This window comes from uncultured Odoribacter sp. (assembly GCF_937966165.1).
Taxonomy (GTDB): Bacteria; Bacteroidota; Bacteroidia; order Bacteroidales; family Marinifilaceae; genus Culturomica.
This window is the reverse complement of record NZ_CALCLB010000001.1, coordinates 1-26,020: the sequence shown is the minus strand read 5'-3', so window position 1 is coordinate 26,020 and position 26,020 is coordinate 1. Positions and strand designations below refer to the sequence as shown.

The 26,020-nt window shown below is 35.2% G+C and carries 21 protein-coding genes; 6 read left to right on the top strand and 15 right to left on the bottom strand.

Going from position 1 to position 26,020, the window contains the following annotated elements:
- Positions 1 to 46: 46 nt before the first annotated feature.
- The 11 genes from mnmG to argR form a co-directional block, all read right to left on the bottom strand.
- Positions 47 to 1,930 carry a tRNA uridine-5-carboxymethylaminomethyl(34) synthesis enzyme MnmG gene (mnmG, locus tag Q0465_RS00105; RefSeq protein ID WP_298611115.1) on the bottom strand — a complete coding sequence of 628 codons (1,884 nt, stop codon included), beginning with the start codon at positions 1,928 to 1,930 and terminating at the stop codon, positions 47 to 49.
- Positions 1,905 to 2,360: an rRNA maturation RNase YbeY gene (gene ybeY, locus Q0465_RS00100; protein WP_298611112.1), complete on the bottom strand. Its 456-nt coding sequence runs from the start codon at positions 2,358 to 2,360 to the stop codon at positions 1,905 to 1,907. Before ybeY ends, mnmG begins: the two co-directional genes overlap by 26 nt.
- Before the next feature lie 10 nt (positions 2,361 to 2,370).
- Positions 2,371 to 2,769, bottom strand: coding sequence for an ATP-binding protein (locus tag Q0465_RS00095; protein WP_298611110.1), 399 nt, complete (start codon positions 2,767 to 2,769; stop codon positions 2,371 to 2,373).
- 984 nt (positions 2,770 to 3,753) lie between these two features.
- On the bottom strand, positions 3,754 to 4,944 hold the full coding sequence (locus Q0465_RS00090; protein WP_298611108.1) for a peptidoglycan DD-metalloendopeptidase family protein: 1,191 nt from the start codon (positions 4,942 to 4,944) through the stop codon (positions 3,754 to 3,756).
- A gap of 13 nt (positions 4,945 to 4,957) precedes the next feature.
- Positions 4,958 to 5,818 carry a DUF4292 domain-containing protein gene (locus tag Q0465_RS00085; protein WP_298611106.1) on the bottom strand — a complete coding sequence of 287 codons (861 nt, stop codon included), beginning with the start codon at positions 5,816 to 5,818 and terminating at the stop codon, positions 4,958 to 4,960.
- Between the two features lie 19 nt (positions 5,819 to 5,837).
- The gene (locus tag Q0465_RS00080; RefSeq protein ID WP_298611104.1) at positions 5,838 to 7,565 is read right to left on the bottom strand and encodes a tetratricopeptide repeat protein; all 1,728 of its coding nucleotides are present in this window, start codon (positions 7,563 to 7,565) and stop codon (positions 5,838 to 5,840) included.
- Positions 7,566 to 7,598: 33 nt separating this feature from the next.
- Positions 7,599 to 8,033 (bottom strand): dUTP diphosphatase, encoded by a 435-nt coding sequence (dut, locus tag Q0465_RS00075; RefSeq protein WP_298611102.1) that lies wholly within the window; start codon positions 8,031 to 8,033, stop codon positions 7,599 to 7,601.
- Between the two features lie 34 nt (positions 8,034 to 8,067).
- Complete coding sequence (locus Q0465_RS00070) at positions 8,068 to 9,561, bottom strand: polysaccharide biosynthesis C-terminal domain-containing protein (RefSeq protein WP_298611099.1); 1,494 nt, start codon at positions 9,559 to 9,561, stop codon at positions 8,068 to 8,070.
- A 538-nt stretch (positions 9,562 to 10,099) separates the two neighbouring features.
- Positions 10,100 to 10,450: an aspartate 1-decarboxylase gene (gene panD, locus Q0465_RS00065; RefSeq protein ID WP_298611097.1), complete on the bottom strand. Its 351-nt coding sequence runs from the start codon at positions 10,448 to 10,450 to the stop codon at positions 10,100 to 10,102.
- A 15-nt stretch (positions 10,451 to 10,465) separates the two neighbouring features.
- Positions 10,466 to 11,305, bottom strand: coding sequence for a pantoate--beta-alanine ligase (gene panC, locus Q0465_RS00060; RefSeq protein ID WP_298611095.1), 840 nt, complete (start codon positions 11,303 to 11,305; stop codon positions 10,466 to 10,468).
- Positions 11,306 to 11,442: 137 nt separating this feature from the next.
- On the bottom strand, positions 11,443 to 11,919 hold the full coding sequence (gene argR / locus Q0465_RS00055) for an arginine repressor (RefSeq protein ID WP_040611428.1): 477 nt from the start codon (positions 11,917 to 11,919) through the stop codon (positions 11,443 to 11,445).
- 190 nt (positions 11,920 to 12,109) lie between these two features.
- Here argR and carA point away from each other — a divergent pair, with 190 nt between their 5' ends.
- The 6 genes from carA (at position 12,110) to Q0465_RS00025 (ending at position 21,782) form a co-directional block, all read left to right on the top strand.
- Positions 12,110 to 13,198, top strand: a complete 1,089-nt coding sequence (gene carA, locus Q0465_RS00050; RefSeq protein ID WP_298611090.1) for a glutamine-hydrolyzing carbamoyl-phosphate synthase small subunit — start codon at positions 12,110 to 12,112, stop codon at positions 13,196 to 13,198.
- A gap of 48 nt (positions 13,199 to 13,246) precedes the next feature.
- The gene (gene carB, locus Q0465_RS00045; protein WP_298611088.1) at positions 13,247 to 16,462 is read left to right on the top strand and encodes a carbamoyl-phosphate synthase (glutamine-hydrolyzing) large subunit; all 3,216 of its coding nucleotides are present in this window, start codon (positions 13,247 to 13,249) and stop codon (positions 16,460 to 16,462) included.
- A gap of 76 nt (positions 16,463 to 16,538) precedes the next feature.
- Positions 16,539 to 18,764 (top strand): TIM-barrel domain-containing protein, encoded by a 2,226-nt coding sequence (locus Q0465_RS00040; RefSeq protein WP_298611086.1) that lies wholly within the window; start codon positions 16,539 to 16,541, stop codon positions 18,762 to 18,764.
- Between the two features lie 603 nt (positions 18,765 to 19,367).
- On the top strand, positions 19,368 to 19,994 hold the full coding sequence (locus Q0465_RS00035) for a hypothetical protein (protein WP_298611085.1): 627 nt from the start codon (positions 19,368 to 19,370) through the stop codon (positions 19,992 to 19,994).
- Positions 19,995 to 20,071: 77 nt separating this feature from the next.
- The gene (locus Q0465_RS00030; protein WP_298611083.1) at positions 20,072 to 20,404 is read left to right on the top strand and encodes a DUF1904 family protein; all 333 of its coding nucleotides are present in this window, start codon (positions 20,072 to 20,074) and stop codon (positions 20,402 to 20,404) included.
- 106 nt (positions 20,405 to 20,510) lie between these two features.
- Positions 20,511 to 21,782 (top strand): MFS transporter, encoded by a 1,272-nt coding sequence (locus Q0465_RS00025; protein ID WP_298611081.1) that lies wholly within the window; start codon positions 20,511 to 20,513, stop codon positions 21,780 to 21,782.
- A 65-nt stretch (positions 21,783 to 21,847) separates the two neighbouring features.
- On the opposite strand, the gene Q0465_RS00020 is transcribed toward Q0465_RS00025, so the two are convergent.
- The 4 genes from Q0465_RS00020 to Q0465_RS00005 form a co-directional block, all read right to left on the bottom strand.
- A complete protein-coding gene (locus Q0465_RS00020) occupies positions 21,848 to 22,873 on the bottom strand; it encodes a BACON domain-containing carbohydrate-binding protein (protein WP_298611079.1) in 1,026 nt (341 codons plus the stop codon).
- A 26-nt stretch (positions 22,874 to 22,899) separates the two neighbouring features.
- The gene (locus Q0465_RS00015; RefSeq protein ID WP_298611077.1) at positions 22,900 to 24,189 is read right to left on the bottom strand and encodes a DUF4302 domain-containing protein; all 1,290 of its coding nucleotides are present in this window, start codon (positions 24,187 to 24,189) and stop codon (positions 22,900 to 22,902) included.
- Positions 24,190 to 24,202: 13 nt separating this feature from the next.
- Entirely contained in the window at positions 24,203 to 25,105 is a 903-nt protein-coding gene (locus Q0465_RS00010; protein ID WP_298611075.1) for a putative zinc-binding metallopeptidase, read from the bottom strand.
- Between the two features lie 31 nt (positions 25,106 to 25,136).
- Positions 25,137 to 26,020 (bottom strand): RagB/SusD family nutrient uptake outer membrane protein (locus Q0465_RS00005; RefSeq protein ID WP_298611073.1); only part of this gene is annotated, 884 nt, incomplete at its 5' end.

Sequence of the window (26,020 nt, the reverse complement as noted above, 5' to 3'; positions counted from 1 at the left end):
GTTCCACGTGAAACAATACCTTTTCTTCATTCAAATCCGGATCAGATTATCTTCCCAATAAAATCAAAAGAACATTTATATCAGCAGGAGAAACTCCACTTATACGGGAAGCCTGACCTATTGTACGGGGTTGAATTTTAGAAAGTTTTTGTCGCGCCTCAATAGATAAATTAGTCAATTCTTCGTAATCAAATTTTCCACTTATCACTAAATTTTCCAGGCGGGATAGTTTATCGGCTATCATTTTTTCCCTGTCAATATAACCTGCATATTTTATCAATATCTCTGCCGATTCTACAATTTCATCCCGGATTTTATTTTCCTCAATAAATGTTTTAAGAGGAGAAAAATGAGAAATAATTTCAGCTAAACTGACTTGAGGACGCACTATAACATCAATAAGCTTAATGCTTTGTTTTAAAGGAGCAGAACCAACGGAAATAAGAAAATCATTTATGTTTTCAGGTCTTACACTAGAATCACGAATAAAACCTACCAACAAATCCCGTAGTCTTATTTTATCCAAATATATATTATGTCTATTACTATCTACCAATCCTATATGTACTCCTTTCGGAGTCAAACGGGCATCAGCATTATCTTGACGTAATAAAATACGGTATTCCGCCCTTGAAGTAAACATACGGTATGGTTCATCGACACCTTTCGTTACCAGATCATCAATTAAAACACCTATATAAGCCTCATCTCTTTGTAAAATAAAGTCTTTTTGTGAATGCAAAGATAAATGTGCATTGATACCTGCCATCAATCCCTGAGCCGCAGCTTCTTCATAACCTGTAGTCCCATTGATTTGGCCAGCAAAATAAAGTCCTTTAATCCGTTTTGTTTCTAAAGTATGATATAATTGTGTAGGCGGAAAAAAATCATATTCAATAGCATAACCTGGCCGGAATATTTTTACATTTTCAAAACCATCAACTAACCGAAGTCCTTTTAACTGTACATCCCAGGGTAAAGAAGACGAAAAACCATTTAAATAATATTCTATAGTAGATTCTCCTTCCGGTTCTAAAAACAAATGATGACTGTTCCGTTCTGCAAAAGTAAAGAGTTTTGTTTCAATACTAGGACAATAACGGGGGCCTATACTCTGAATTGTACCATTAAATAACGGGCTATCTGCAAAACCTTCGCGCAAGGCATTATGCACCTTTTCATTAGTATAAGCAATATAACAGGATCGTTGTTTAAGCGTATTTTTATAATCAATATCTATATAAGAAAAACGATGAAAATCATCATCCCCTTTCTGTTCATTCAATTTAGAAAAATTGATACTACGCCCATCAATCCGGACAGGCGTACCAGTTTTCATTTGACCCACTTCAAACCCAGCTTGTTCCAACTGAGCAGATAAACCGAAAGAAGCAGGTTCTCCTATCCTTCCCCCAGAAAAATGAACTTTACCAACATGCATTAATCCATTCAAAAAAGTGCCGCTTGTCAAGATCACACGGGGAGCTTTAAATTCCACCCCTAAAGAAGTATAAACACCTTCCACTCTACCATCTTTCAATAAAAGACGAAGTACATCATCTTGCCATAAATCAAGTAAAAAAGTATTTTCTAAAGTAAACCGCCAATTTTGAGAGAATTTCATCCGGTCGCATTGGGCACGAGGGCTCCACATCGCAGGCCCTTTAGAACTATTTAACATCCTAAATTGAATGGAACTTTGATCCGTAATCAAACCGGTCTTACCACCTAATGCATCTATTTCTCTGACAATCTGACCTTTAGCAACACCACCGATAGCTGGATTACAAGACATTTGGGCAATCTTGTTCATATCCAAGGTAATTAACAATGTTTTTGAGCCCAGATTTGCCGCCGCACAAGCAGCTTCACAACCTGCATGACCAGCACCGACAACTATAACATCATAATTGGGTAACAGGTTTGTCATTTTGAAGTGTTTTAAGAAGTTCTAAGCAAAGATTTTCATTTTTACGCATCACAATACTGTCAGCTTCTGTTTTATCCTTAAATCCGATTAAATGAAGTATAGAATGACAAAAGACTCTATAAAATTCCTCCATAAAAGAGGTATGGAATTGAAGGGAATTTGATTGAACAGTATCCAGGCTTATAAAAATATCTCCGGAAAGAAGCATACCTTCGCAATAATCAAAGGTAATTACATCTGTAAAATAATCATGATTCAAATATTTCTGATTAATATTCAATATATAAGAATCATTACAAAAAATAAAAGATAAGGAACCAATTTTTTTAGAATAGTAATGAGCAATATTATCCAACCATTTATTCAATAATTCCTCAGAAAAGAAATCAGGAAAAGTTATTCCCTCCACATAAAACAACACTTCTCTCATAAAAGTGAGTTTATAAATAAAATACTAAGATCACTTTAGCTCCGTTTTTTTCAAAAATGAGCTCGTCGGTCAAGGTTTTCATTATATACAGACCCCGTCCCGCATCTTTCAAAATATTATCAGGCAAAGTAGGATCCGGAATGTGATTAAAATCAAATCCTTCTCCTTCATCCTCAACTGAAACATAAAATTTATTATTTTCTTCCCAAGCTTCTAAATGGACTTGTTTACTTGCATCCAATTTATTTCCTGATAAAATAGCATTATTTACAGCTTCTATAATCGATAAGCTTATTTTACCAAAAAGATCAGGAAATAAATGGAAAGTTTCAGTAAAACTCTCAATAAAATTTTCGACTTTTATAATGTTTCCGACTTCGGAAGAAATTGACAAAACTGCTTTATTCATCACCAAGCTTAATATAATAATTGTTATACATTATTTTCAATCAGAAGTTACACACAAAGACATTTAATCTACCAAACTAGTCTATACAAAGTGATCTATATCCCATTTTTCTATAGATTACTTTAGATAGATATAAAATATTTATTTATCCCATAAGAAATTTATCCACTCCTCTTTTAACCTTAAGCGTAAATTATATTAACGAACACACTAATTTCAATTCAAAAATCTTATCAGTCACCGATTATATTAAATTTACGCAGTTATTCATCGTTCCTTTAAAATCCGAAACTATCTGCTTAAAGCAATCATAAATATTATTTATGCCTCTACTTTAAATCGTCTTAATTCAGTTTACAAACAAAATAAATATCCATACAAATATATTTATTCTCTGTAATTTTTCCTACTTTAGAATAAATACAAAAATAAAGCCGTTATATATTCAGACGTACACAAATTATGTCAAACTGCTTCTCTACATCAGCATTCATTCTTATAAAACGGCTTCATTATGCTTCTACACTCTATTTTTCAAGTAAAACTATTATTATACTTTTACCAACCAAAATGAACCTGAATTATCTAATAAACTAAATCATTTAAATAAAATTTTCTACGATAACGAAATTAGTAAATAATTTTGAATTACCAATTCCTAAAATTTTGCAGGAAAAAATATTTATGTAAAGATATTTTCATTTTTCCATATTATTTACCAATATTAATGACCTGCTTATCTTATTCCCTTATAAACAAATGATCCAATAAATAAATAAATCATTATTAATCAAAATATTAAATAGAAAAAAAAACAAGAAAATTCAATATCTTTCCGGCTCACTACTGAAAGTTTGCCTTTTTCAAAATTTATATTTTATAAATTTACATAAGTATTTTTAATACTTCAAAACACCGTTTGAAAGTTTAATATTAAAAAATATAGGATCAAACATTTCAAATAAAATAAGTATTTTTGAAGTATTAATGAGCCAGCCAACTTTCTGGATCCAGTTTATCCATGTTCTTCCATACCTGAAAATTTAATACACTGCCATTTTCATTATCATAAGCGATCTTTCCGATAATTTGTTTCGTACTGACTTTCTGGCCTTTTTTTACAACAATATCTGCTAAATTAGAATATACGGTAAAATAATTTCCATGCTGGATAATTATGACATTATTAAAACCAGGCATAAACAAAATTTCGGAAATTACACCATTGAAAACTGTACGAATTTCCGCATTCTTTAAAGTAGAAATATTTATCCCATTATTCAGCATTTCTACTCTCTTATAAATCGGATGTACATTCACACCAAATTTTTCAGAAATTACACCTTGATTTACTGGCCAGGGTAATTTACCTTTATTTTTGGCGAAATCTTCTGAAACCAGTTTTTCTTCCGGAGTCATTTTATAAGCAGATGTAGAACTACCTGATTTTTTGGTCTGTGAAGCAATTAATTTATTCAGCTCTTTTGCCAAGCGATTCCTGTTCTTTTGTTCGTTTTGAAGTTTACGAATAATATTCTTCTCTTTGCTTTGGAGTTCCCGGACAAATTGTCTTTCATTTTTTTGCTGCACCAATAAATCAGCATTCTTTAAATCAATTTCTTTTAAAGCTGCATTTTTTTGATTCACATATTCTTTTAACTGCATATTACGTACATATAAAGAATCATTTAAACGCGATATTTGAACCAATTGCCGCTTAGAATAAGATTGAATCTGTTCAAAATATTTATATCTGTAATAAGCCTGATTAAAATCGGAAGATGAAAAAATAAACATCAGTTTAGTTGTGTTATCTTTTTTCTTCCAAAGATTGTAAATAAGCTTGCTATATAAGTCCAACATAGATTCGCGGGTACGGGTCAATTCAGTAAGCCTGATTTCATTTTCTTTCATTTGTCCTTCAAAAAAAAGTACTTCTTTCTCCAAAGATGAAATTATTTCCTTACTTTGAATAATCTTTTTTTGAATGATATTCAAACGAGTTAAAGAAACATTTTTATTGTTTCTGGCTTCGTTCAACAATTTATTTAAATAAGCTATTTCTTTTTCACTCTTTTCTTTTTCTTTTTTTATATCCTGTATAGACTGAGCAAAACCAGAACCAGTAAAAGAAAAAAAACATACTGCCAATACGAAAATATACTGAATTTTCATTCTTATCTGGATATTAATTCTCAGGTAAAATATTTTTATACTTAGACGGTATCCGCAAGTTTGAATTCACCTTTATATTAAATTCTAAGCGAGTAAATCCCAATTCTAATTTTATCTTGTTTTCTTCAAAAAATAATTCAAAAACTAATTTTTCGGGAAAAATTTTATTTTCATAAGCTTTAAAATGACTATAATCAGCACTGATTTTCATATCCTCATCTAAATCTTCTACCGTTAATTTGTATGGCCTAAAATAATCAGGCTCAATATGTAGTTTTTGTAACACCAAAGCGAAATCTTTATTTTTACTTTTCTTCTTGAAAAACTTTTTCAATTTCCGATTTAATGTCCTTTTCTGTACATTCGAAAGTACATAATCCCTGTCTGTTTTTTCAAATTTGAATTTTCCGGACTTCAAGTTATTTTGATTACAATCATCTAAGTTCAAATAAGCATTTGTCAGAATACGCTGTATACAGTTAAAACCTAAGTTAATACCAAACTCGTTATAAAAAAAACCGTAATCTGTCAGTAAATATTTTTTATTATAAGAATCTACAAATTTAACGCTATCCTGGGTCAATAATACTCTTGCTATTTCAATACCTAAGGGAGCAGTAACGGACATCCAAATGAAACTGTCTCTTTCTATTTTCAGTATTCCTTTTAAATTATTTCTTTTCCCGTTAATGTCTATGGAAACGTCAACTTTCTTAGCGTATAATGTACTGTAATCCAATTCGTTTAACTCTAAATTTTTATAAAGTTTCCCTTCCGATATATTCATCACTTCCTTCTCAACGACAGTCTCTTTTATTGAACGGCAGGAAGAAAGAAAAACGACTAAAAGACCAAACAAAAAATATTTAAACATGAAGCTACTATTCAGAATTTTAATTTTCAAATTCGTATTCCCCGGAAATTTTTGACTTTAAATCTACTGAGACTTCATCTCCCGCTTCCAGCGCTTTTTTCCACATCTCCAGCGCTTTCTCTTTTTCACCATTTTTATATAAAATATCCCCGTAATGCTCATAGAGAACTCCAGAGGCATCCGGACTATATTGAATAGCTAATTTCATATAGTATAAAGCTTGAGAATAATCTTTACGCATGTATAAGACCCAAGCATAAGTATCCAAATAAGTTCCGTTTTCAGGTTCTAATAATACAGCCTGGGAACTCATTTGTTCCGCTTTACTCAAATTTTCATTCCTTAAAGAAAGATAATATGCATAATTATTTAAAACCAATGCATCATTCGGATTAATCTTCAACACCTCATCAAACATATGAAAAGCTGTTTTCATACTATCCAAATTATAATAACAATCGCCTAAATAAGAATAAAATTGTGCTTTCAACTGTAAATTATCCTCTACCAGCTTCAATCCCTCTCTGAAAAATCCCATGGCGTTTTTATAATTTTTTCTCAGCATTTCAGATACTCCCGCCAGTGCATAAGGTAAAGGTTGCTCAGGAAAATATTTAATTGCTTCCACACTTTTATCATACATACAAGTTGTATCCATTGCCTCGTTACATAATAAAAGTAATTCTTCCCAAATCATGTAATTATTCTTATCCTGGGAAATAATATATTCCAATTCATTTTTAGCTTCATCAATTTTATTTTCTTTTTTCAAAAAATCAGAATGCAATGCCCGGACTGTTAAATCATTACTATATTTACTCATTAATAAATCCATGTAATTATTCAATTGCTCATCAGAAACCCTTGTACTATCTTTCGTCAAAATAAGTCTGAGAATATACTGTACTTTGAAAGAATTATCTAATTCATCACTTAATAATGCTTTTTTAGTATGAATTTCAGCGTCTTCCTGATTATCCTTTTCTCTATAATAGTCTGCCAGATAAAGATGGACATATCCATTCTGAGGATCCGCATTTAAAAGTTTATTCAATATTTTAAGGCCTTTCTTATCTTCATTATAGTTGAAATAAAGTTCTGCCAGCAAACTTAAATATTCGCTCTTTTCCGGATACTTATTGATCAGTTTTGTAGCTTCTTCGGAAGCTCCTTTCAAATTATTTAATTTTGTATAAAGTTTAATTTTCTCAACGGAAACAGGTTCAGTAATTCCATATTGTTTTTCATAACGATTATAAACGTCAATCGCTTTTTCCCATTTTTCAACAGAAGCATATAGACTGGCCTCCAATAAATAAAATTCTTCTTTTTCCGGATATTTGGCAATGATATCTGCATACACATTACAAGCTTCCTCTATCATAGACTTTTTCTGTAAAACATGCGCTAAAAGTAATTTATACCATAAATTTCCTGAATTACCTGCAACTGCTTCCCTGGCTAATTGAAGAGCTCCATTATAGTCTTCATTTATCATTAAAAGATTGCCTAATTCATATTTCACCACAGGACTTTCCGGATAAATTTGAAGACATCGGTCAAAGTAGGCCACAGCTTGTTGAAAATCGCCTACAATTTTATATTTTACCCCTTCCATAAAGGAATATTCAAAATCCATTTTGGATTTTTCATCCAGACTTTCATAACCATCTGTTTTCTTCTTTTCGTCCGCAAAAACACTGATAACCAGAAAAGAAGCAAAAATCAAAACAACCCACTTTTTCATATTCCTTTATATTTCAAACCTATCTCTAAATTTTTAATTTTTACCCGTATGTCCAAAACCACCGTTTCCCCTTTCCGTCTCAACTAAATCTTCTACTTTCACCCATTCCGCCTGCTCAACCTTGTTAATAACCATTTGACAAATACGCTCTCCATCTGTAATTGTTATAGGACTATTTGACAGATTTATTACAATGACTCCTATCTCGCCTCTATAATCTGCATCAATTGTACCGGGACTATTCAATAAACCCAATCCTTCCTTTAACGCTAATCCACTCCGGGGACGTACTTGTGCTTCGTATCCTTCAGGCAATTCAATAAAAAGACCCGTAGGAATCAACTGCCTTTCTAAAGGCTGTAATACTACTATTTCGCTTAAATTAGCCCGAATATCCATACCTGCAGACATCTTAGTTTTATACTCAGGCAAAGGATGCTTGGATTTATTAACTATTCTCATTTTCATGACTACCTTTTCAATTTTAGTTTAAACAAAGATACTACTTTTTATGAAACATCTTATGTATAAAATCCTTGCTAAATATAAACCTCATCTCCCTCATTAAAAAGATACAAATAAATAATATCAATAAAGGAGTCCGCGCAATGCAAGTTAACCATGGATTATCAAACGTAATACATTTACCCAGAAAATAAAAAACAACAGTTAATAAAAAATAAAAAATAATCTTACGTATGTCATAGTGAATTACATAAAATCTTTTTCCTAAAATCAAAGAAAGAATGCACATTACTAAAAAACAAGTAAAAACAGCATAAGCGGATCCCATATATCCTATTTTAGGTAATAATAGTACATTCATTGATATAGTTATTACACATCCTATAACAGCCATATAAGCGCCATAAATCGTTTTATCCGTCAATTTATACCATAAAGAAAGAGAATAATACATTCCCTGAAAAAGATTAGCCATCAGAACCCAAGGTACAATAACTATACCTGCAAAATATTCAGGACGCCGGACAAACAGTTTTATGATATCGATCCAGTACATCATTCCTAAAAATATAATTAATCCAAAACCGGTAAAATAGAGAAAAACATCTCTGTAGACTTTTTTAGAATCTTCCTGTTTTGAGTAATTGAAAAAAAAGGGTTCGAAAGCAAAGCGAAAACCTTGAGTAAAAATATACATTACTAAGGCCAGTTTATAATTAGCCCCATATATTCCAGTCATTGACAAAGCTTCCTCCTGACTCATCACTTTTCCTAATATTTTTGGCATCATTATTTTATCTCCCTGGAGATTGATCATGCCTGCCAGACTAACAATTAGTAAAGGAAAAGAGTATTTAAGTATATTTTTCAAAAGTGAAAAAGAAAAATAAAATCGGAATTTCAGCATATAGGGAAGCAATAAAAAGAAAGTAGAAACAGCAGCTATCAGATAAGAAATAAAAATATAAAGGATCCCTCCATCCGGATTATAAAAAGGAATACTAATCCCTTTTTTCTCTAAAAAAGGACAAAGCAATAAAAAGAATAGATTCAATCCGATATTGATACCGATATTAATTAATTTAATTATGCCAAAACGGACAGGACGGCACTCTAACCGCAATAAAGCAAAGGGAATAGAACTAACGACATCTATACTGACAGTAACAATGAGCAGAATTAAATACTCTTTATGTTCTGCTATATTTAAAAAGTTGGCAATATCTTTTAAAAAGAACAAAGTTAAAACGATAAATAAAGACGTAGTAACGGACAAGGACGTCATCAGAGTAGAGAATACATTATTTTTACTATCGGTTGTAGCAAAACGGAAAAATCCTGTTTCCGTTCCGTAAGTTAGTAAAACCATTAATAAAGCCGTATAAGACATTAAGTTTATTACAATTCCATACTCCTGTGTAGCAAATATTCCTGCATAAAGAGGAACTAATAACCAATTGACGAAACGTCCCAGAATAGTAGTAAAACCATATATAACAGTTTCTCCGGCTAATTTTTTTATCGGATTCATAATAGTAATTTATATCAATAATGCAGGACAAAGGTACACATTGGAGTTTTTATACAAACAGATTATAATTATTTATATTTTTATTTTTTAAAATAATATGAGTATGATAATAGCTTGTTAGTTTATTGAAGAAATGTTTTACCTATAATTTGTTTTTTATTTTATTAATGAAAGAGAATAAGTTATACACATTTTATTTAAGAATAAACAATTGATTTATAATTTATTATCTTTATTATCAACAGCGGTTAGGAAAGATAGAAAATGAAAAATATTCTTTTATTTATCTTTTATGGTTGTTAATAAATAGTAGAAATGTTTTGGGATAAAAATTGTTTTAAGATTTGTAGAATACGGAAAAAAACATATCAGGACAGAAAAATTGAAAATCCAAAGAAAGTTATTATTCTCTTTTATTTTTTATCAACATTCAATTCACAAAGCCGTTCAAATTGCTAACATAAACGTAGTGATACAATTGTAAAAAGCCTTGGATAGTTTTAGAATCCAAGGCTTTGATATGAAAAGTTGAATTAGTTTAAATCAATTGATTGGTGTTGGTATCAGGAAAAACTAAGGTGGGAGTGTGCTTTTTAGCTTCTTCAAAAGCCATAGAAGCATAAGAGATTATAATAACGATATCTCCTACAGCACATTTGCGTGCAGCCGGTCCATTTAAACAGACGATACCTGAATCTCTCTCTCCTTTAATGACGTAAGTTTCGATTCTTTCCCCATTGTTTACATTGACGATCTGCACTTTTTCGTTTTCAATGATGTTAGCTGCTTCCATCAGGGCTACATCAATGGTTACACTTCCCACATACTGAAGATTCGCTTCAGTAACTTTTACCTTATGGATTTTTGATTTTACAACTTCAATGAACATAATGGTAATGTTAAATTAAAGGATAATGTTATCAATTAACCGGATTTTACCAGCATGAACTGCGACGCAAACTACTTTATTATTTTTTTCCCTCCAGTCTTCTATAAGCTGTAAAGTAGTATCATCGACAATTTCAACATATTCTGTTTTCAAATAAGGATTACTATCGATCTGGTCTGTAATCCATTTCTTTAAATCATTGACACTCATTCGGGCTACTAAGTTACGAGCTTTTTTTAATGTAGCGTATATGTGCGGAGCATTTTTTCTATGATCTTCGTCAAGTAAGGTATTTCTGGAACTTAATGCTAATCCGCTCTCTTCACGAATGATAGGACAGGAAACAATGTCTATTTTGTAATTTAATTGCTTTACCATGTTTTTAATGATTGCAATTTGTTGAAAATCTTTCATTCCAAAATAGGCTTTATCAGGAGATACAATGTCAAAAAGACGGCTTACAACTTGACCTACACCATTAAAATGGCCGGGTCTCCTTGCACCTTCCATAATGGTTTCTAAGTATCCGAAATTGAATTTACGGGTGTCTTTTTCCGGATATACTTCTTCTACAGTTGGCAAAAAAATTAAATCGCAACCAATTGTATCTAGTAAAGAAGTGTCTTTTTCCGGGGTCCTTGGATAACGTTTAAGATCTTCCGGATCATTAAACTGAGTAGGATTTACAAATATACTGACAACAGCAATATCAGTATTTTTTTTACATTCTTTTACCAAAGATAGATGTCCTTCGTGAAGAGCACCCATAGTAGGTACAAGTCCAATTGTTTTGCCTTCTTTCCTAAAATCATTGATCCATGAGATCAATTCTTTTTTAGTAGTAACAACTTTCATGATACTTATTTAAAATCCGGGGTGCAAGTTTACAAACTATTTTTGATATAACATCCAATATTTTAAAAAAGATAGTCCGTAAATTATTTTTAAGGACAGCAAAAAGATTTTACATAAAGCATATTCTTTTGGAGTTTTCACTTGTAGAGAGAGCGGATATCCGGGTGAACGGAAGTCAATACTTCGACTAATTGACTTCGGCTTACTCCTTCCCGCATAACAATAAAAATGGTATCGTCTCCCGCTACAGTACCTAAAATTTCAAAGTAATTTTCACTGTCAATTAATACTGTTACGGCGTTAGCATAGCCCGGGAGTGTTTTAATAACGGCCATATTTCCGGAAAAATCGACACTTAATATGGCATCAGTAATAATAGAAGAAATTTTTTCTTCCCTTTGTTCATTGGCGTTCTCAGGTATAATGTAAATATAGCCTTTTTCCTTGTGGGGAATTTTGGCTACTTTCATGAATTTAAGGTCTCTTGAAAGTGTACTCTGCGTTGCTTCTACTCCAAGTTCTTTTAAACGAAATAACAATTCTTCTTGAGAAGATATTAATTCTGACTCTATCAATTTACGGATAGTTAGCAGTCTTTTGGTTTTATTTCTCATACTTGAAAGTAGTTTTCAGCAAAGATAAAAAGAAAGTTGATAAATGCTAAATGAATTCTAAGAATTGTAATTTATGCCATTTAAATTTCTGAATGCATAAATATAAGAAATTATTACATATTTATCCTTTGCAAAAGCGGAAAAAGATGACTACTTTTGTCCCAATTTGGACATAAGGTATTTAATGAATATGCAAAATTTGAAAAAAGCGCATTTGGTTCTTGAAGATGGAACCACATTTGAAGGAACCTCTTTCGGATACGAAAAGTCAGTATCGGGAGAGGTTGTTTTTTATACAGCAATGACGGGTTATCCTGAAAGTTTGACAGATCCTTCTTATAAAGGACAGATTTTAGTACCGACTTATCCGATGATTGGAAACTACGGTGTACCTCAGAGCTCTTATCAAGAAGGTTTACCTCAGTTTTTCGAGTCGGATAAAATACATTGTACAGCGCTTATCATTTCCGATTATTCATTTGAATACAGTCATTGGAATTCTCAGAAAAGTCTCGGACAATGGTTGAAAGATCAGAAAATACCGGGACTTTTTGGTATAGATACACGAGCTTTAACAAAGAAATTGAGAGAGTACGGAGCAATGTTGGGAAAAATAGTTTTTGCAGATCAGGAAACAGATTTTTATGATCCTAATTCAGAAAATATTGTAGCTCAAGTTTCTACTCCGGAAATTAAAGAATACGGAAAAGGCAAATATAGAGTGGTATTAGTGGACTGTGGGGTTAAATACAATATTATTCGGTGTTTGTTGAGGAGGGATATTACTGTGAAAAGAGTCCCCTGGAATTATGATTTCAGTAAAGAAGAATGTGATGGTATTTTTTTATCCAACGGACCCGGAGATCCTGCACAATGCGGAGAGACAATAGAGAATATCAAAAAAGTATTGGAAGGGGATATTCCGGTAATGGGAATTTGTCTGGGAAATCAATTGATGGCCAGAGCTGCCGGGGCGGATACCTATAAATTAAAATATGGACATAGGAGTCACAATCAACCTGTTATGCGACCAGGCCAATCACGTTGTTACATTACTTCACAAAATCATGGATTTGCTATTGATGATAAAACATTACCCGCAGACTGGGAACCTCTTTTTGTCAATGTAAACGATGGTACCAATGAAGGTATATGTCATAAATATAAACCTTTCTTTTCTGCCCAGTTTCATCCGGAGGCTTGCAGTGGACCGGTAGATACAGAGTATCTTTTTGACCTTTTTGTAGAAAAGATGAAAGAGAGAAAAGCAGGTAAATGAGTGAATTAGGAGAAAGGTTTGATTTTATCATTTAAAGTTCGAATGGAAATGAAAGAAATAAATAAAATATTATTACTGGGATCGGGTGCATTGAAAATAGGAGAAGCCGGAGAGTTTGATTATTCCGGTTCACAAGCGTTGAAAGCGATCAGGGAAGAAGGCAAATATAGTGTGCTCATTAATCCGAATATTGCCACTGTCCAAACGTCGGAAGGAATAGCCGATAAAATTTATTATTTGCCAGTTACTCCGGAATTTGTTGAGAAAGTGATTGAAAAAGAACGTCCTGATGGGATTCTTCTGTCTTTTGGAGGCCAGACAGCTTTAAATTGTGGAGTTGCTTTATATAAGAGTGGGGTGCTTGAAAAGTATGGAGTAGAGGTTTTAGGAACTCCTGTTCAGGCTATTATTGACACCGAAGACCGGGAGATATTTGCTGGAAAATTACATGAAATAGAAGTAAAGACTCCACGTAGTATAGCTGCTAATAATATGCATGATGCTATAGAAGCAGCCGGGGAATTGGGATTTCCTTTGATTATACGTGCGGCTTATACCTTAGGGGGGTTGGGCTCCGGGTTTTGCTCTGATATGGAAGAATTAAAAAAATTAGCTGGTAGTGCTTTCTCTTATTCTCCTCAAATATTGGTGGAAGAATCCTTAAAAGGATGGAAGGAAATAGAATATGAAGTCGTAAGGGATCAATATGACAATTGTATTACTGTATGTAATATGGAAAATTTTGATCCTTTAGGGATACATACCGGAGAAAGTATTGTGGTGGCTCCTTCACAGACGTTAAGCAACAGTGAATATCATAAACTCAGGCAAATCGCGATAAAAATAATCCGGCATATCGGTATTGTAGGAGAATGTAATGTTCAATATACATTGGATCCTAATTCTGAAGATTACCGGGTAATAGAAGTAAATGCTCGCTTGTCACGTTCCAGTGCTCTGGCCTCTAAAGCAACAGGATATCCTTTGGCTTTCGTTGCGGCAAAACTAGCGATGGGTTATGGATTACATGAAATAAAAAATTCAGTTACGAAAGTTACGACTGCCTGCTTTGAGCCTGCTTTGGATTATATTGTCTGTAAGATTCCGCGTTGGGACTTAAATAAATTTGAGGGGGTATCGAAGTTAATTGGTTCTTCGATGAAGAGTGTAGGTGAAATTATGGCCATTGGAAGAACATTTGAAGAAGTAATTCAAAAAGGGCTTCGTATGGTAGGCCAAGGAATGCATGGATTTGTGGGTAATAATAAGAAAGTAAAAAATATAGATGAAGAGTTAGTACATCCTACAGATGCCCGTATTTTTGCTATAGCTGCAGCTTTCGATCAAGGTTATTCCGTAGAGAAAATTCACGAAATGACGAAAATTGATAAATGGTTCCTGGTACGGTTGGAAAATATTCATAAATTGAAAAATGAATTAAATAAATATACAACAGTGAGGGGAGTAACTCCTGCTATGCTCAAAAAGGCAAAACAGATGGGTTTTTCAGATTTCCAGATAGGACGCTTTACGATTAAAGACGATACTTTAACTGCTCATCAGAAAATGTTAAAGGTTAGAGAATATAGAAAAGAACTGGAAATTACTCCTTGTATTAAGCAAATTGATACTTTAGCAGGTGAATATCCGGCGAAGACAAATTATTTGTATGCTACTTATAATGGAAACGAAACGGATATCACATATGAACGGGACGGGCGCTCTGTGATTGTACTGGGGTCAGGCGCATACCGGATCGGGAGTAGCGTGGAGTTCGACTGGTGTTGTGTAAGTGCGGTAAATGCGATCAAAAAAGCAGGATATCGTTCTGTTATGATTAATTATAATCCGGAAACTGTAAGTACTGATTATGACACCTGCGACCGGCTGTATTTTGATGAATTATCTTTTGAACGGGTGATGGATATCGTGGATTTGGAAGAACCGAAAGGAGTTATCGTTTCCACTGGAGGTCAGATCCCGAATAATTTAGCTATGAGGCTTTACGGGCAACATGTAAATATTTTAGGAACTTCTGCTTTATCTATAGACAGAGCTGAGGATCGTCAGAAATTTTCTTTTATGTGCGATCAGCTGGGGATCGACCAGCCCCGTTGGAGAGAATTAACCAGTATTGAAGACATTTACAAATTTATTGACGAAGTGGGCTTTCCTTTGTTAATTCGTCCTTCCTATGTTCTTTCGGGAGCAGCCATGAATGTCGTTTCTAACAAAGAAGAATTACTTCATTTTTTGGAATTGGCAGCAGAAGTTTCTAAGGATCACCCTGTTGTTGTAACAGAATTTGTTCAACAGGCTAAAGAAGTAGAAATTGATGCAGTGGCTCAGGAAGGCGTAATAAAGGCTTATGCTATTAGCGAACATGTTGAATTTGCAGGAGTGCATTCCGGAGATGCAACTATCGTATTTCCGGCTCAGAAACTTTATATTGAAACGATCAGACGCATTAAAAAAATTGCCCGTGCTATAGCAAAAGAATTAAATATTTCGGGTCCTTTTAATATGCAATTTTTAGCTAAAGACAATGATATCAAGGTAATTGAATGTAATCTGAGAGCATCCCGTAGTTTTCCGTTTGTCTCTAAAGTATTGAAGTATAATTTTGTGGAAATGGCTACCCGTATCATGCTGGGAGAACACATGGAAGAATTACACAAATCTGTATTTGATCTGGATTATGTGGGAGTAAAAGCTTCTCAGTTTTCTTTCGCCCGTTTGTTAAAAGCTGATCCTGTATTGGGGGTGGATATGTCTTCTACAGGGGAAGTAGGGTGTATAGGTGAAAATTATTATGAGGCAATATTAAAAAGTATGTTGTCTGTAGGACACCGTATCCCTGAAAAAAATATATTGATTTCTTCCGGTCCGACTCGTTCGAAAGTGGAATTATTGGAATCTACCCGTATGTTGATAGCTAAAGGGTATAACATATTTGCTACAGCTGGAACTGCTAAATTTTTTGCTGATAATGGAATAGAAGTTTCTATTTTATATTGGCCGGATGAAGCCAAAGAGCCTAATATTATGGATTATTTGAAAAATAAAAAAATTGATATGGTTATTAATATTCCCAAGAATTTAACGAAAAGGGAATTGGATAATGGCTATAAAATTCGTAGGGCAGCAGTAGATTATAATATACCGCTACTTACCAACGCCCGTCTGGCAAGCGCTTTTATTTATGCTATTTGCAAAGTGGATAAAAAAGATATTGCCATTAAAAGCTGGGATGAATACCGGTAGAAATTTTTAGAATTAGGAAATATCCGAAAAGTTTCTTTTAGGGGACTTTTCGGATATTTGTTTAAAAGGATTTTTTATGAAAGGGTATTTTTTACTGATTATTTTAATTGTTTTAAATTTTGCGGGTATAAAAGGGGAAAACCCCGTAATTATAGGGAATAGCCGGTTCACTTTTATTAATCCGGGACTGGTTCGTTTGGAATATGCTCAGGGGGGACATTTTGTAGATGAACCTACTTTATTTGCTCAGAATCGTTCTTATGATTTTAAAGAGATAAGGATAGAAAAGAAAGAAAAAAATCATTATATTCTTTCTACTTCTTTGATGCGTATAGAATATTTTAACGATGGATTTCCTTTTGGACAAATGAATTTACGGGTGTATTATAAACATGAAGGAAAAGAGCAGAGGTGGTATATGGCTAGTACGCAGAAACGTAATTTAGGAGGTACTTTAACAACCCTGGATGCTGTTGGGAAACCGGTAAAATTGCAGGAGGGATTGCTTAGCCGGGATGGGTGGTATGCTATTCATGATACGGGAAATGAAATCCTGAAAGATGGTTGGATACAGCGTCGGCCGGCTGATCATATACAGGATATTTATTTGTTTATTTACGGAAACGATTTCAAATTTGCTCTTAGAAGTCTGCAAGATATCAGTGGTCCTGTACCCATGACCCGGAAATATGTACATGGCTCCTGGTATTGTCGTTGGTGGAATTATACTTCTGAGGATTATAGGGATCTTGTAAATGAATATCACAAGCATGATTTTCCATTGGATATATTAGTCTTTGATATGGGCTGGCATACCCAGAAAGAGGCGGTTTCCGGTACAGGTCATGCCGGTAATCGGGGATGGACAGGATACACCTGGAATAAAGCCCTTATCCCAGACCCCGGAGAATTATTGAATGATTTAAAGAAAGAAGGTATTCAAGTTGTATTAAATGAACATCCTCATGACGGAATACGGGCTCATGAAGCTGTTTACAATGATTTTATGCAGGCTATGGGAGTGGATACGAATGAAAGGAAAGAATTAATATTTGATGCGGGTAATCGCAATTATATGAAGAATTTTATGAAATACGCCCATACTGAATCCGATCGTTTAGGTATCGCTTTTTGGTGGCTCGATTGGCAACAAGATTATGTTTATCCTAAAGTAAGAGGTACGGACATGAAACATCTGCCTTGGCTCAATTATATTTATTACAATTATTCTTGCAAAAATAATTTACGTGGAGCTGGTTTTAGCCGGTGGGGAGGTTGGGGAGATCATCGTCATCCGATTCAATTTTCTGGAGATGCTGTTGGAAATTGGGAGATGTTGAAATTTGAAATTGAGTTGACGGCCAGTAGTGGGAATGCCGGCTGTTTTTTCTGGGCACATGATATAGGTGGATTTTATGAGGGAAACGATCCTGAATTATATACCCGTTGGACACAATTCGGATTACTGAATTCTTCTTTACGTATTCATTCTGTATACGATAAAAAATTAGATCGCAGACCTTGGTTGTGGGGAGAACAAGCAGAAAAAGCTGTGCATAGGATTTATCACATACGTTCTCAGATGTTTCCTTATCTCTATACTTCTGTTTGGCAGTGTCATAAAGATATGTTACCTCTTATCCGGCCTATGTATATTGAATATCCGGAGAAGGAAGAGGCTTATCGGAATCCCCAGCAGTTTTTATTTGGAGATTTAGTATTGGGAGCTCCGATAACAACTCCTGGACTCGGTGAAAAAAAGCGGGCACAGCAACAAGTTTGGTTACCGGGAGGAGAGGTATGGTATAATTTTTTTACAGGTAAAAGAGAAGAAGGAGGTAAAACTATTATAGAATCTTGTGAACTGGATTGTTTTCCTCTTTATATAAAAGGGGGATATCCTTTTCCAATGCAGCCTTATCGGGAAAGGATGGCTTCTGAACCTTTAACAGAGTTAATCATCCGCTGTTACCCTGGTCAAGATGGGGATCGGCATGTTTATACCTTATATGAAGATGACGGACTTACTCTGGATTATCAGAAAGGAGAGCAGGCTTTTACAAAAATGGAGTATGAGAGGCAAAACGGACAGACCGTAATGATCATTTATCCGGCGGAGGGAAGTTATAAAGGGCAGATAGCAAAGAGGAAATATCGTATAGAACTGGCTGCAGAAAAAAGAGATATACAGCCGGTCTTGAATGGACGGAAAGTTAAAGCAATATGGAATGAAGATATAAAAGGTTATATGATTGATATAAATTTCCAAAATATCCGTAAGAAATTAGTTTTGAGTTATTAAAATTCTTTTATTTGTAGTGCGAAAATTATTGAATTCTATTTTACTCTTTGCTAAAAAGGTGTATTTCTAAAATATATACAGAAATAGGAAGGAAGCAGAAGATTGATTAGTGGGAAAAGAGGTGTGGTATGTTTTTTTATAGAAAAATAGGTATATATTTTATATGCCTGGGATTTGCTTTGTTCATTACAGAAGAGGGAAAAGGGGAAGAAAAAAGAGTGAAAGGATGGTTCCCTGAAGGATTTTTTAAAATAACTGAAAGAGATTATATTCCCGGGGTTTGTCGTTTTATGTTCTGGGATCATGAATCTCCGAAAGTGTTGTTCGATCATGAGGCGCGGAGTTTTTATGTAAATAGACCTTTGCAGGTTCAGCTTACAAGAAGAAAAGAATTATTATTGCGTTTTTATTCGCCTCGTCCTATTCAAAATGTGACGGTATGGGCTTATCATACAGGTATAAGGGAACGAATTCGATTAATGGAATTTGAAATAATTTGGCCTTTTCTGGAGTTCCGCCGTCTTTTACCTTTTTGGAAAAAAGATTGTAAATATTACACAAAAGAAGGTAAGGCAGTAATATTGAATTCCAAAATAAGGCCTGATGAATTACAATTGGAGATTGAATGCAATGATCCATTTGCAAATGACAAATTCTCTTTGCCATTGGAAGATTGCTTTTGGGGATTATTATGGAGAAAATTGGACGCCTTTGTTACCGTCACATGCGAGGGAAGCTGTCGCTATATCATTGAACTTGTCGGCTTTGTTTAGTTCCTGTGAATTTTTACAGGAGATAGATAAATACAGGGGAAAATTATATTTGGATAATTCTAAAACGGTTGTAAATATCGATGATCTTTTAACGCAAATTTTTTCATTGAAAACTTTGATTTATGGGCATGTTGTAGGGAAAAATGGAATAGGAGGAAATAGTATTATGGGACTGAATGAATGGTGTTATTTAGAACATTATGCAGATGACGAAAGCAAAACCCATACGATTTTTCATGAATTTGCCCATTGTATCGGATATGACCATTTGGGTAATATGACTTATGAAAATGGATTGGGAAAGGGTTGGGTTGCTTTGTGCAGTAAATTATATGCTCAGTTGTGTATTGATAAAAAATTGCCCATATATTCCCGGTATTTTTTATCTACCAAGGAATGTGGTTACTGCTATGGGGAAAATTCAGTTGTACAGGAAAAATCCAGGAGAAAGAAATAAGTTTTTTCTGGAATTAAATACCTTTGTATGCCTATCTTTTTGTAAAAAGATACGTATGATTGAAAAAAACACATATTATGCCCTTTTTGAGATTTCATACTACTGATCCGGTAAAGTTAGCGGAAATTAGCCGGGAGATGACAGACCATCTTCAGGAGACGATTGGTTGTCCCCGTGAACATATTGTACTGGAAGTTATTCATTCTGAGATAGTAAGAGATGGACAGATCGGACAAGGAGACTGGCCTTTTATAGAGGTAGCCTATTTTGAACGGAGTTTAGAGGTACAAGATGAAGTAGCCGGTATTATTTGCCGGTATTTAAAGCAAGTAGGATATGAAAATGTAGATATTCATTTTTCTTATTTAAATAACCGGAATTATTATGAAAATGGAAATTGTTCTCAATAAAGGGAAGTATTTTTAAAGAATTTTCCATACGATAAGAATTAACTATCTATTCTTTTAACTATCTTTTTTTCTGTAATTGCGTTTATAAACCAGAAATATTTCTGTTATGAATGCAATGGAAGGAGATATAAGAGGAAAAATGGCAGCATTTATTTTAATGCTGTTTCTTTATTTTATAGTGGGATTGTTTACAACTATAAACCAGCAATTACAAATTCCCCTGCAAGTAGCAATGTTACCCCATACAGGTAATGTTACGAATGCATTGGTTACTTTATTGAATTTTACATGGTTTTTAGCATATCCATTATCTGAAGGATTTGCAACGCGTTGGGTAAATCAAATTGGTTATCGGAGAACATCTCTCTATGCCTTACTTATTTTTTTATTGGGACTTGGAATCTATGAACTGGCTGTTTTACTTCATATTTATGTTCCTTCTTTTCTCTTTCTTTTGGGTAATCGGATTTCTACAGGATTTTTTATTTTTTTACTCGGTTCTTTTGTAATTGGGGTAGCTGTTACGATTTTGCAAGTTGTGACAGGACTTTATTTACAAGTCTATCCTATGAAAAAAACGACTGCTGTTCAGCGGCAAATGATAGGAGGGACTACTAATTCTGTTGGTATGGCCATAGGGCCTCTAGTGGTCAGTTATGTTATTTTTTCAGGGATCCCTTTGCATCAGGTACAAACCCATCAATTTATCTGGCCTCTAGTTGGTTTAATGACAGGGGTTGCAGTAATTACATTTGTTACTGGAAAAATAAAATTACCTTCCGTTTTTATACCGGATAAAAAGCACATTAAATTGAATAGAAATGTCTGGTCTTTTTCACACTTAAAGTTGGGAGTGGTTGGCATTTTTTGTTATGTTGGTGTAGAAGTTGCCGTTGGAGCAAACATAAATTTTTATGCTACACAATTGGGTCACAATTTTGCATTAATGGCAACTAAAATGGCAGCTTTGTACTGGACAGGTATATTGATCGGACGTTTTTGGGGATCGGTGTATACGCGTATTTCCGGACAAACACAATTGATTTTTGCCTCTTTAGGGGCCATATTGTTATTAATTTTAGCGATGTTATTGAAAAATCCTTGGATATTAGTGGGAATTGGATTGTTTCATTCTGTGATGTGGCCGGCTATTTATGCATTGGCACTTGCTAAATTGGGTCCTTATACGGCAAAGGCGTCAGGAATTCTCATGATAGGAGTAGTAGGGGGAGGTGTTATTCCTTTCTTGCAGGGCATTTTAGCTGATATTCTTGGAGGAAACTGGAGAGAAACATGGTGGTTGGTTGTTGCGGGAGAATTCTATATTTTGTATTATGGATGTATAGGCTATAAAGTAAAACAAAGCATTGAAGATTAGTGCTGCTTAGTTAAAAAGAGGTTGGCTATATTGTAAAATACAGCCAACCTTTTTAATTCCGAATTTTATTTGTGTTTTTCCATAGAAATATAGGTATAACGAGAAGTACCTCCCTTGTATTCTCCTGCACTTGTGCCATTACTGTCAAACATCCACAGGATAAACCCTTTCATCTCTTTTTCACCGTATACGCCATTGTCTACAAAAGTATAGACTAAATCGTTCCGCGTTCCGCTGATTTCACTGATCAGGCCTACACCGTCTGCCCAGGTAAGTGTTCCCTCTCCGCTTACTTCCCAGGGACAAAGCCTTACTGTATTGGCCCCTGACGTCCCGATATCCTGCGGTAATATTTCCATATTTCCGTTCGTATAGAATTTCATTTCAAATTTCATACTTAAACCGGTCACTGTAAAGCTTTCATTCCTGACTTTAGTAGCCAGCGTTACTTTAGTCGTTTTGCCATTGTCGTAGTTGAAATCCCATTCTCCCAGCAAGTCATTGTAAGTGATGGGTTGTGCCGGATCCTGAGAAACGGAAATAACAGCATAAACATTTTCAGTAACACTTAGTTTAATGGTACCTTTACGGGTTTTTATTGCTTCGTTTGCTCCGGCTTTTACAGTCAGGGTATCCCCTGTCTGGGTAGCACTTATCCAGGAATCAAGGGTTTCTACAGTAACCGGGATATCGCAAACAATTTCTACCTGCTGTTCATCCCCGGCTCCGGCCAGAATAATTTCTGACGGACTGGTTTTAATGGTAAGTCCATACTGGGTTACGGGAACAGTACGTTTCAACCCTCCTGAAGTGAGGATCACCTGTCCGGTCCGTCCGTTAACATCGCGGTTTTCAGAAGCTACTACTTTTACCACATTTCCGGACACAGATACGGTAAACCAATCCTGGTCCGCTTTGGCTGCTATGTTGGGGACAGCAACGGTTATTGTTCCTTCTCCTCCTCCTGCGCCAAAGATCACCTCAGAGCTTTCTATACCCAGCTCTGGTATGTTACTGTTATTTTCGTTGTCTGAGCACCCTGCCAGAAAGAGGCAGAGTGTCATGATCAATAAACTGAATATTTTTTTCATATGTAATTTTTTTAATTCTATTACTTTTATCTTTCCATAGAGATATAGGTGAAGCGACTTTCTCCGCCTCCTTTGTATTCTCCTCCGGAAGTCCATAAAATGAAACCCTTCACTTCATATTTCCATGTACCTCTGTCTACCCAGTTCAGTACCATTGGATTTTCTTTTTTATTCCAGGAAGTTACCATTCCATAACTTGCACTGGCATCCAGGTATCCGGGAGATGTTACTTGCCATGAGGCAGCCTCTACATCTTCGGCTACTTTTTGTCCATAGAATACCAAACGTCCCAGGAGAGCATCATAATTCATCAAAATGTCAAATGTTAAGCCTGTCAACCGTACGGATTTATTTTCAACTTCTTTCACAACGTTTACTTTAACAGATTTTCCATTACCATATTTAAATGTCCATTCTCCCAAATAATCTTCATAAAAAAGTTCAAAATTGGGATCTACATATCCCTTAAAGATTACATTTACTCCCGGATCTGTACAGATAAAAGCTTTTTGTTCATTGTTCCAATCGAAGTTTTCAATTGTCACACTTTGTTTCATATCCATTGCAATATACTCGAAAGGTTCGTATAATTTAAAACCGGTAGGAGTATAAGTAAAAGCCAGACTTTCACTTTTTACAATGGTATCCCCATTTTCATCCCGGTCTTCATAGGAAATCTGCATTGTCCTGTCTACAACCTCTGCAATACATAAAGTGTCCTCATTTACGATAAAATAAAAACCACCAAAAACCGCAGACTCTCTTATTTTATCCGAAATACTTTTATAATATGTTTTTGGATTAGTTGGTTCTTCCAAACGGGTCATGACCAGTTTATTGTCATATTTCTTTCCTTTTAATATGATCTTATCCGGCTTCACATCCATAAACACGAATTCATAATCCCCGGCCATACCGTCTACATCAGCGGAGCCGTTCGGTTCTGTGAAATGATGCAGAATTTCATTATAGGCATTGAACGTCAGCACCGGTCCCATATCAGAGATGATCTCATACTGGGAAGTTACGGTATCTCCGGCTGCATAATTCCGGGTAGCTACTTCTGAGGAAAGGGTAACATAACCGTCGGCTGTAAACTTAGCCATCATGTTATATCCCCCCACAGAGTGATTTTTCTCGGGATAGTAAGCCAGCAACCAGCCGTTTTCAGCAGCGGCCAGGGTAGCCCTGTATTCCTTCATGGCAGCCGCGATTCTTTCGGCAGCAGAAGCATCAAATATGTCTTTCTCGTCCTCTACGCAGGATTGCAGGGAGAAGAACGGGAGAAGAAGGAGTAAATATAGTATTTTCTTCATAACAGACTATGTATTAAATTTTTGTTAAATCCAATTGGTCCAGACTATTTCCACGTCTCTGAACGACACTGCGCAATTCATAGATGTCGATATTCCAGGAATTTTTCAGGTAATCCTTTACGATCTCGAATTTTTGTTCAAGCAGGGCTTTACCTGTTTCCGTGTTTCCGTCAGCTACGGTATTGGAAGCTTCAAGTAATGCCTCCCATGCGTCCTGATCCCGGGTAACGAAAATAGAGATCATTTCCACGAAATCTTCATCTGCACTGTAACGGGCATAACGGCTGATAAATCCTTTTGCACGGGCCAGTGCTTCTGTCTGGGAGCCGGAGCTCCATTGATCTCCGATATAATCTTTACCGGTAATGTTCTGGTATTCTGTAGAATAATTCTTTGTCTGATGCAGGATGTGAGCGAACTCATGGTGCATTGTTTTCAGGTAGTCACTGTTGAGTTGAGCCGCCGTCACTGTTTCCGGATCGATGTCATTTACTTTGTAAAGCGTGATCTTTAATCCGCCTTCGGCTGTACCCAGAACGACTGTATTGTTTGTATTATAGGCACCGGAACCGATCATGTGGATTACACGGGGAGTATAGGTGCGGGTAAAAGTCAGTCCTGCCACTTCGTCGTAAGCTTCGAGCCATAGGTATTTGATTACTTTAGACAAAGCCACGCATTTATCAGGTAAAGCCGGAGCCAGGGTATACTTCATATCCGACTCGATATCCTCCATTTTGTATTTTACCTCGATATTATAAGGATATACATAGTTATACAGCAGCCACTGGTCAAATTCACTTCCCTCTTCACCATCCGTAGGGAAGATACTGTGACCGCTGGGTTTGTCATCATCGCAGGAGCAGAGGCATCCTGTCAATGTAAGAGCTAACAGATATATTATTATTTTTTTCATATTCATACTTTATTAATAAGTTATGTAAGTACTATCTCGGATTCGGAGCCAGTCCTGCACTGATTACATCATTTGGTATCTGAACGGCGCGGCGCAGGTCATTCACTTCCAGGGAATCCTGACGGGTAACTTTATAGTTTTCATCCAGGAAACGGCGGTATATCTTGATGCCGAATCGTTTAATGTCGAACCAGCGCAATCCTTCGTGAATGGTTTCAATGCGGCGGAAATGCAGCAGGCAGTAAACAAAGTTTTTCTGTTCGTCAGACAATGTAAACTCCGGGTTGATCTCTTTCTTTACGGTCGCATTTTCAGGTGTATAAAAAGCCAGTCCTGAATAATAGCTATTGATCAGCTCTCTTGTTAAAGTTACAGAAGAGGAAGTATGCTGGGACATCCATAAAGCCAGGTCAGCTGTAGCATTTGTAAAATCATTTTTCATGATATAGGCTTCAGCCCGGCAAAGGAGTACTTCATCCGTCTGGAAAATCGGAACTACCGTACGGCTATAGCCTACCCCTGCCTCACGGTCGGTATATTCAAATAAAGCCGGCATTTTAGGAGTAGCTACGTAACCACTATTGTAATTTAAAGGCGGTAAATAGAATAATTTAGCCGCATAAATACCCCACGGACCATCACTCTGGGTGGTTTCTTTAGTTGCTAATTTGTCTGAATGCATAAATCTTTTACCCGTAGGATAGTTTCCATATACATAAGCCAGCTGGGAGTACCCCGTCATCAAAAGCAGGTTAGCCGGGTATTCAACGCGGATATAATCCTCTGCAATCGGACCGTATTCCTGAGTAAGGTTGGAAATTGTTTTCAGGTCCCTCAGCATTGCTTTGGGATTCGCAGTGAGTACTTCATTGGCATATTCAATCACCTTATCGTAATTGCGGGTATACAGATAAA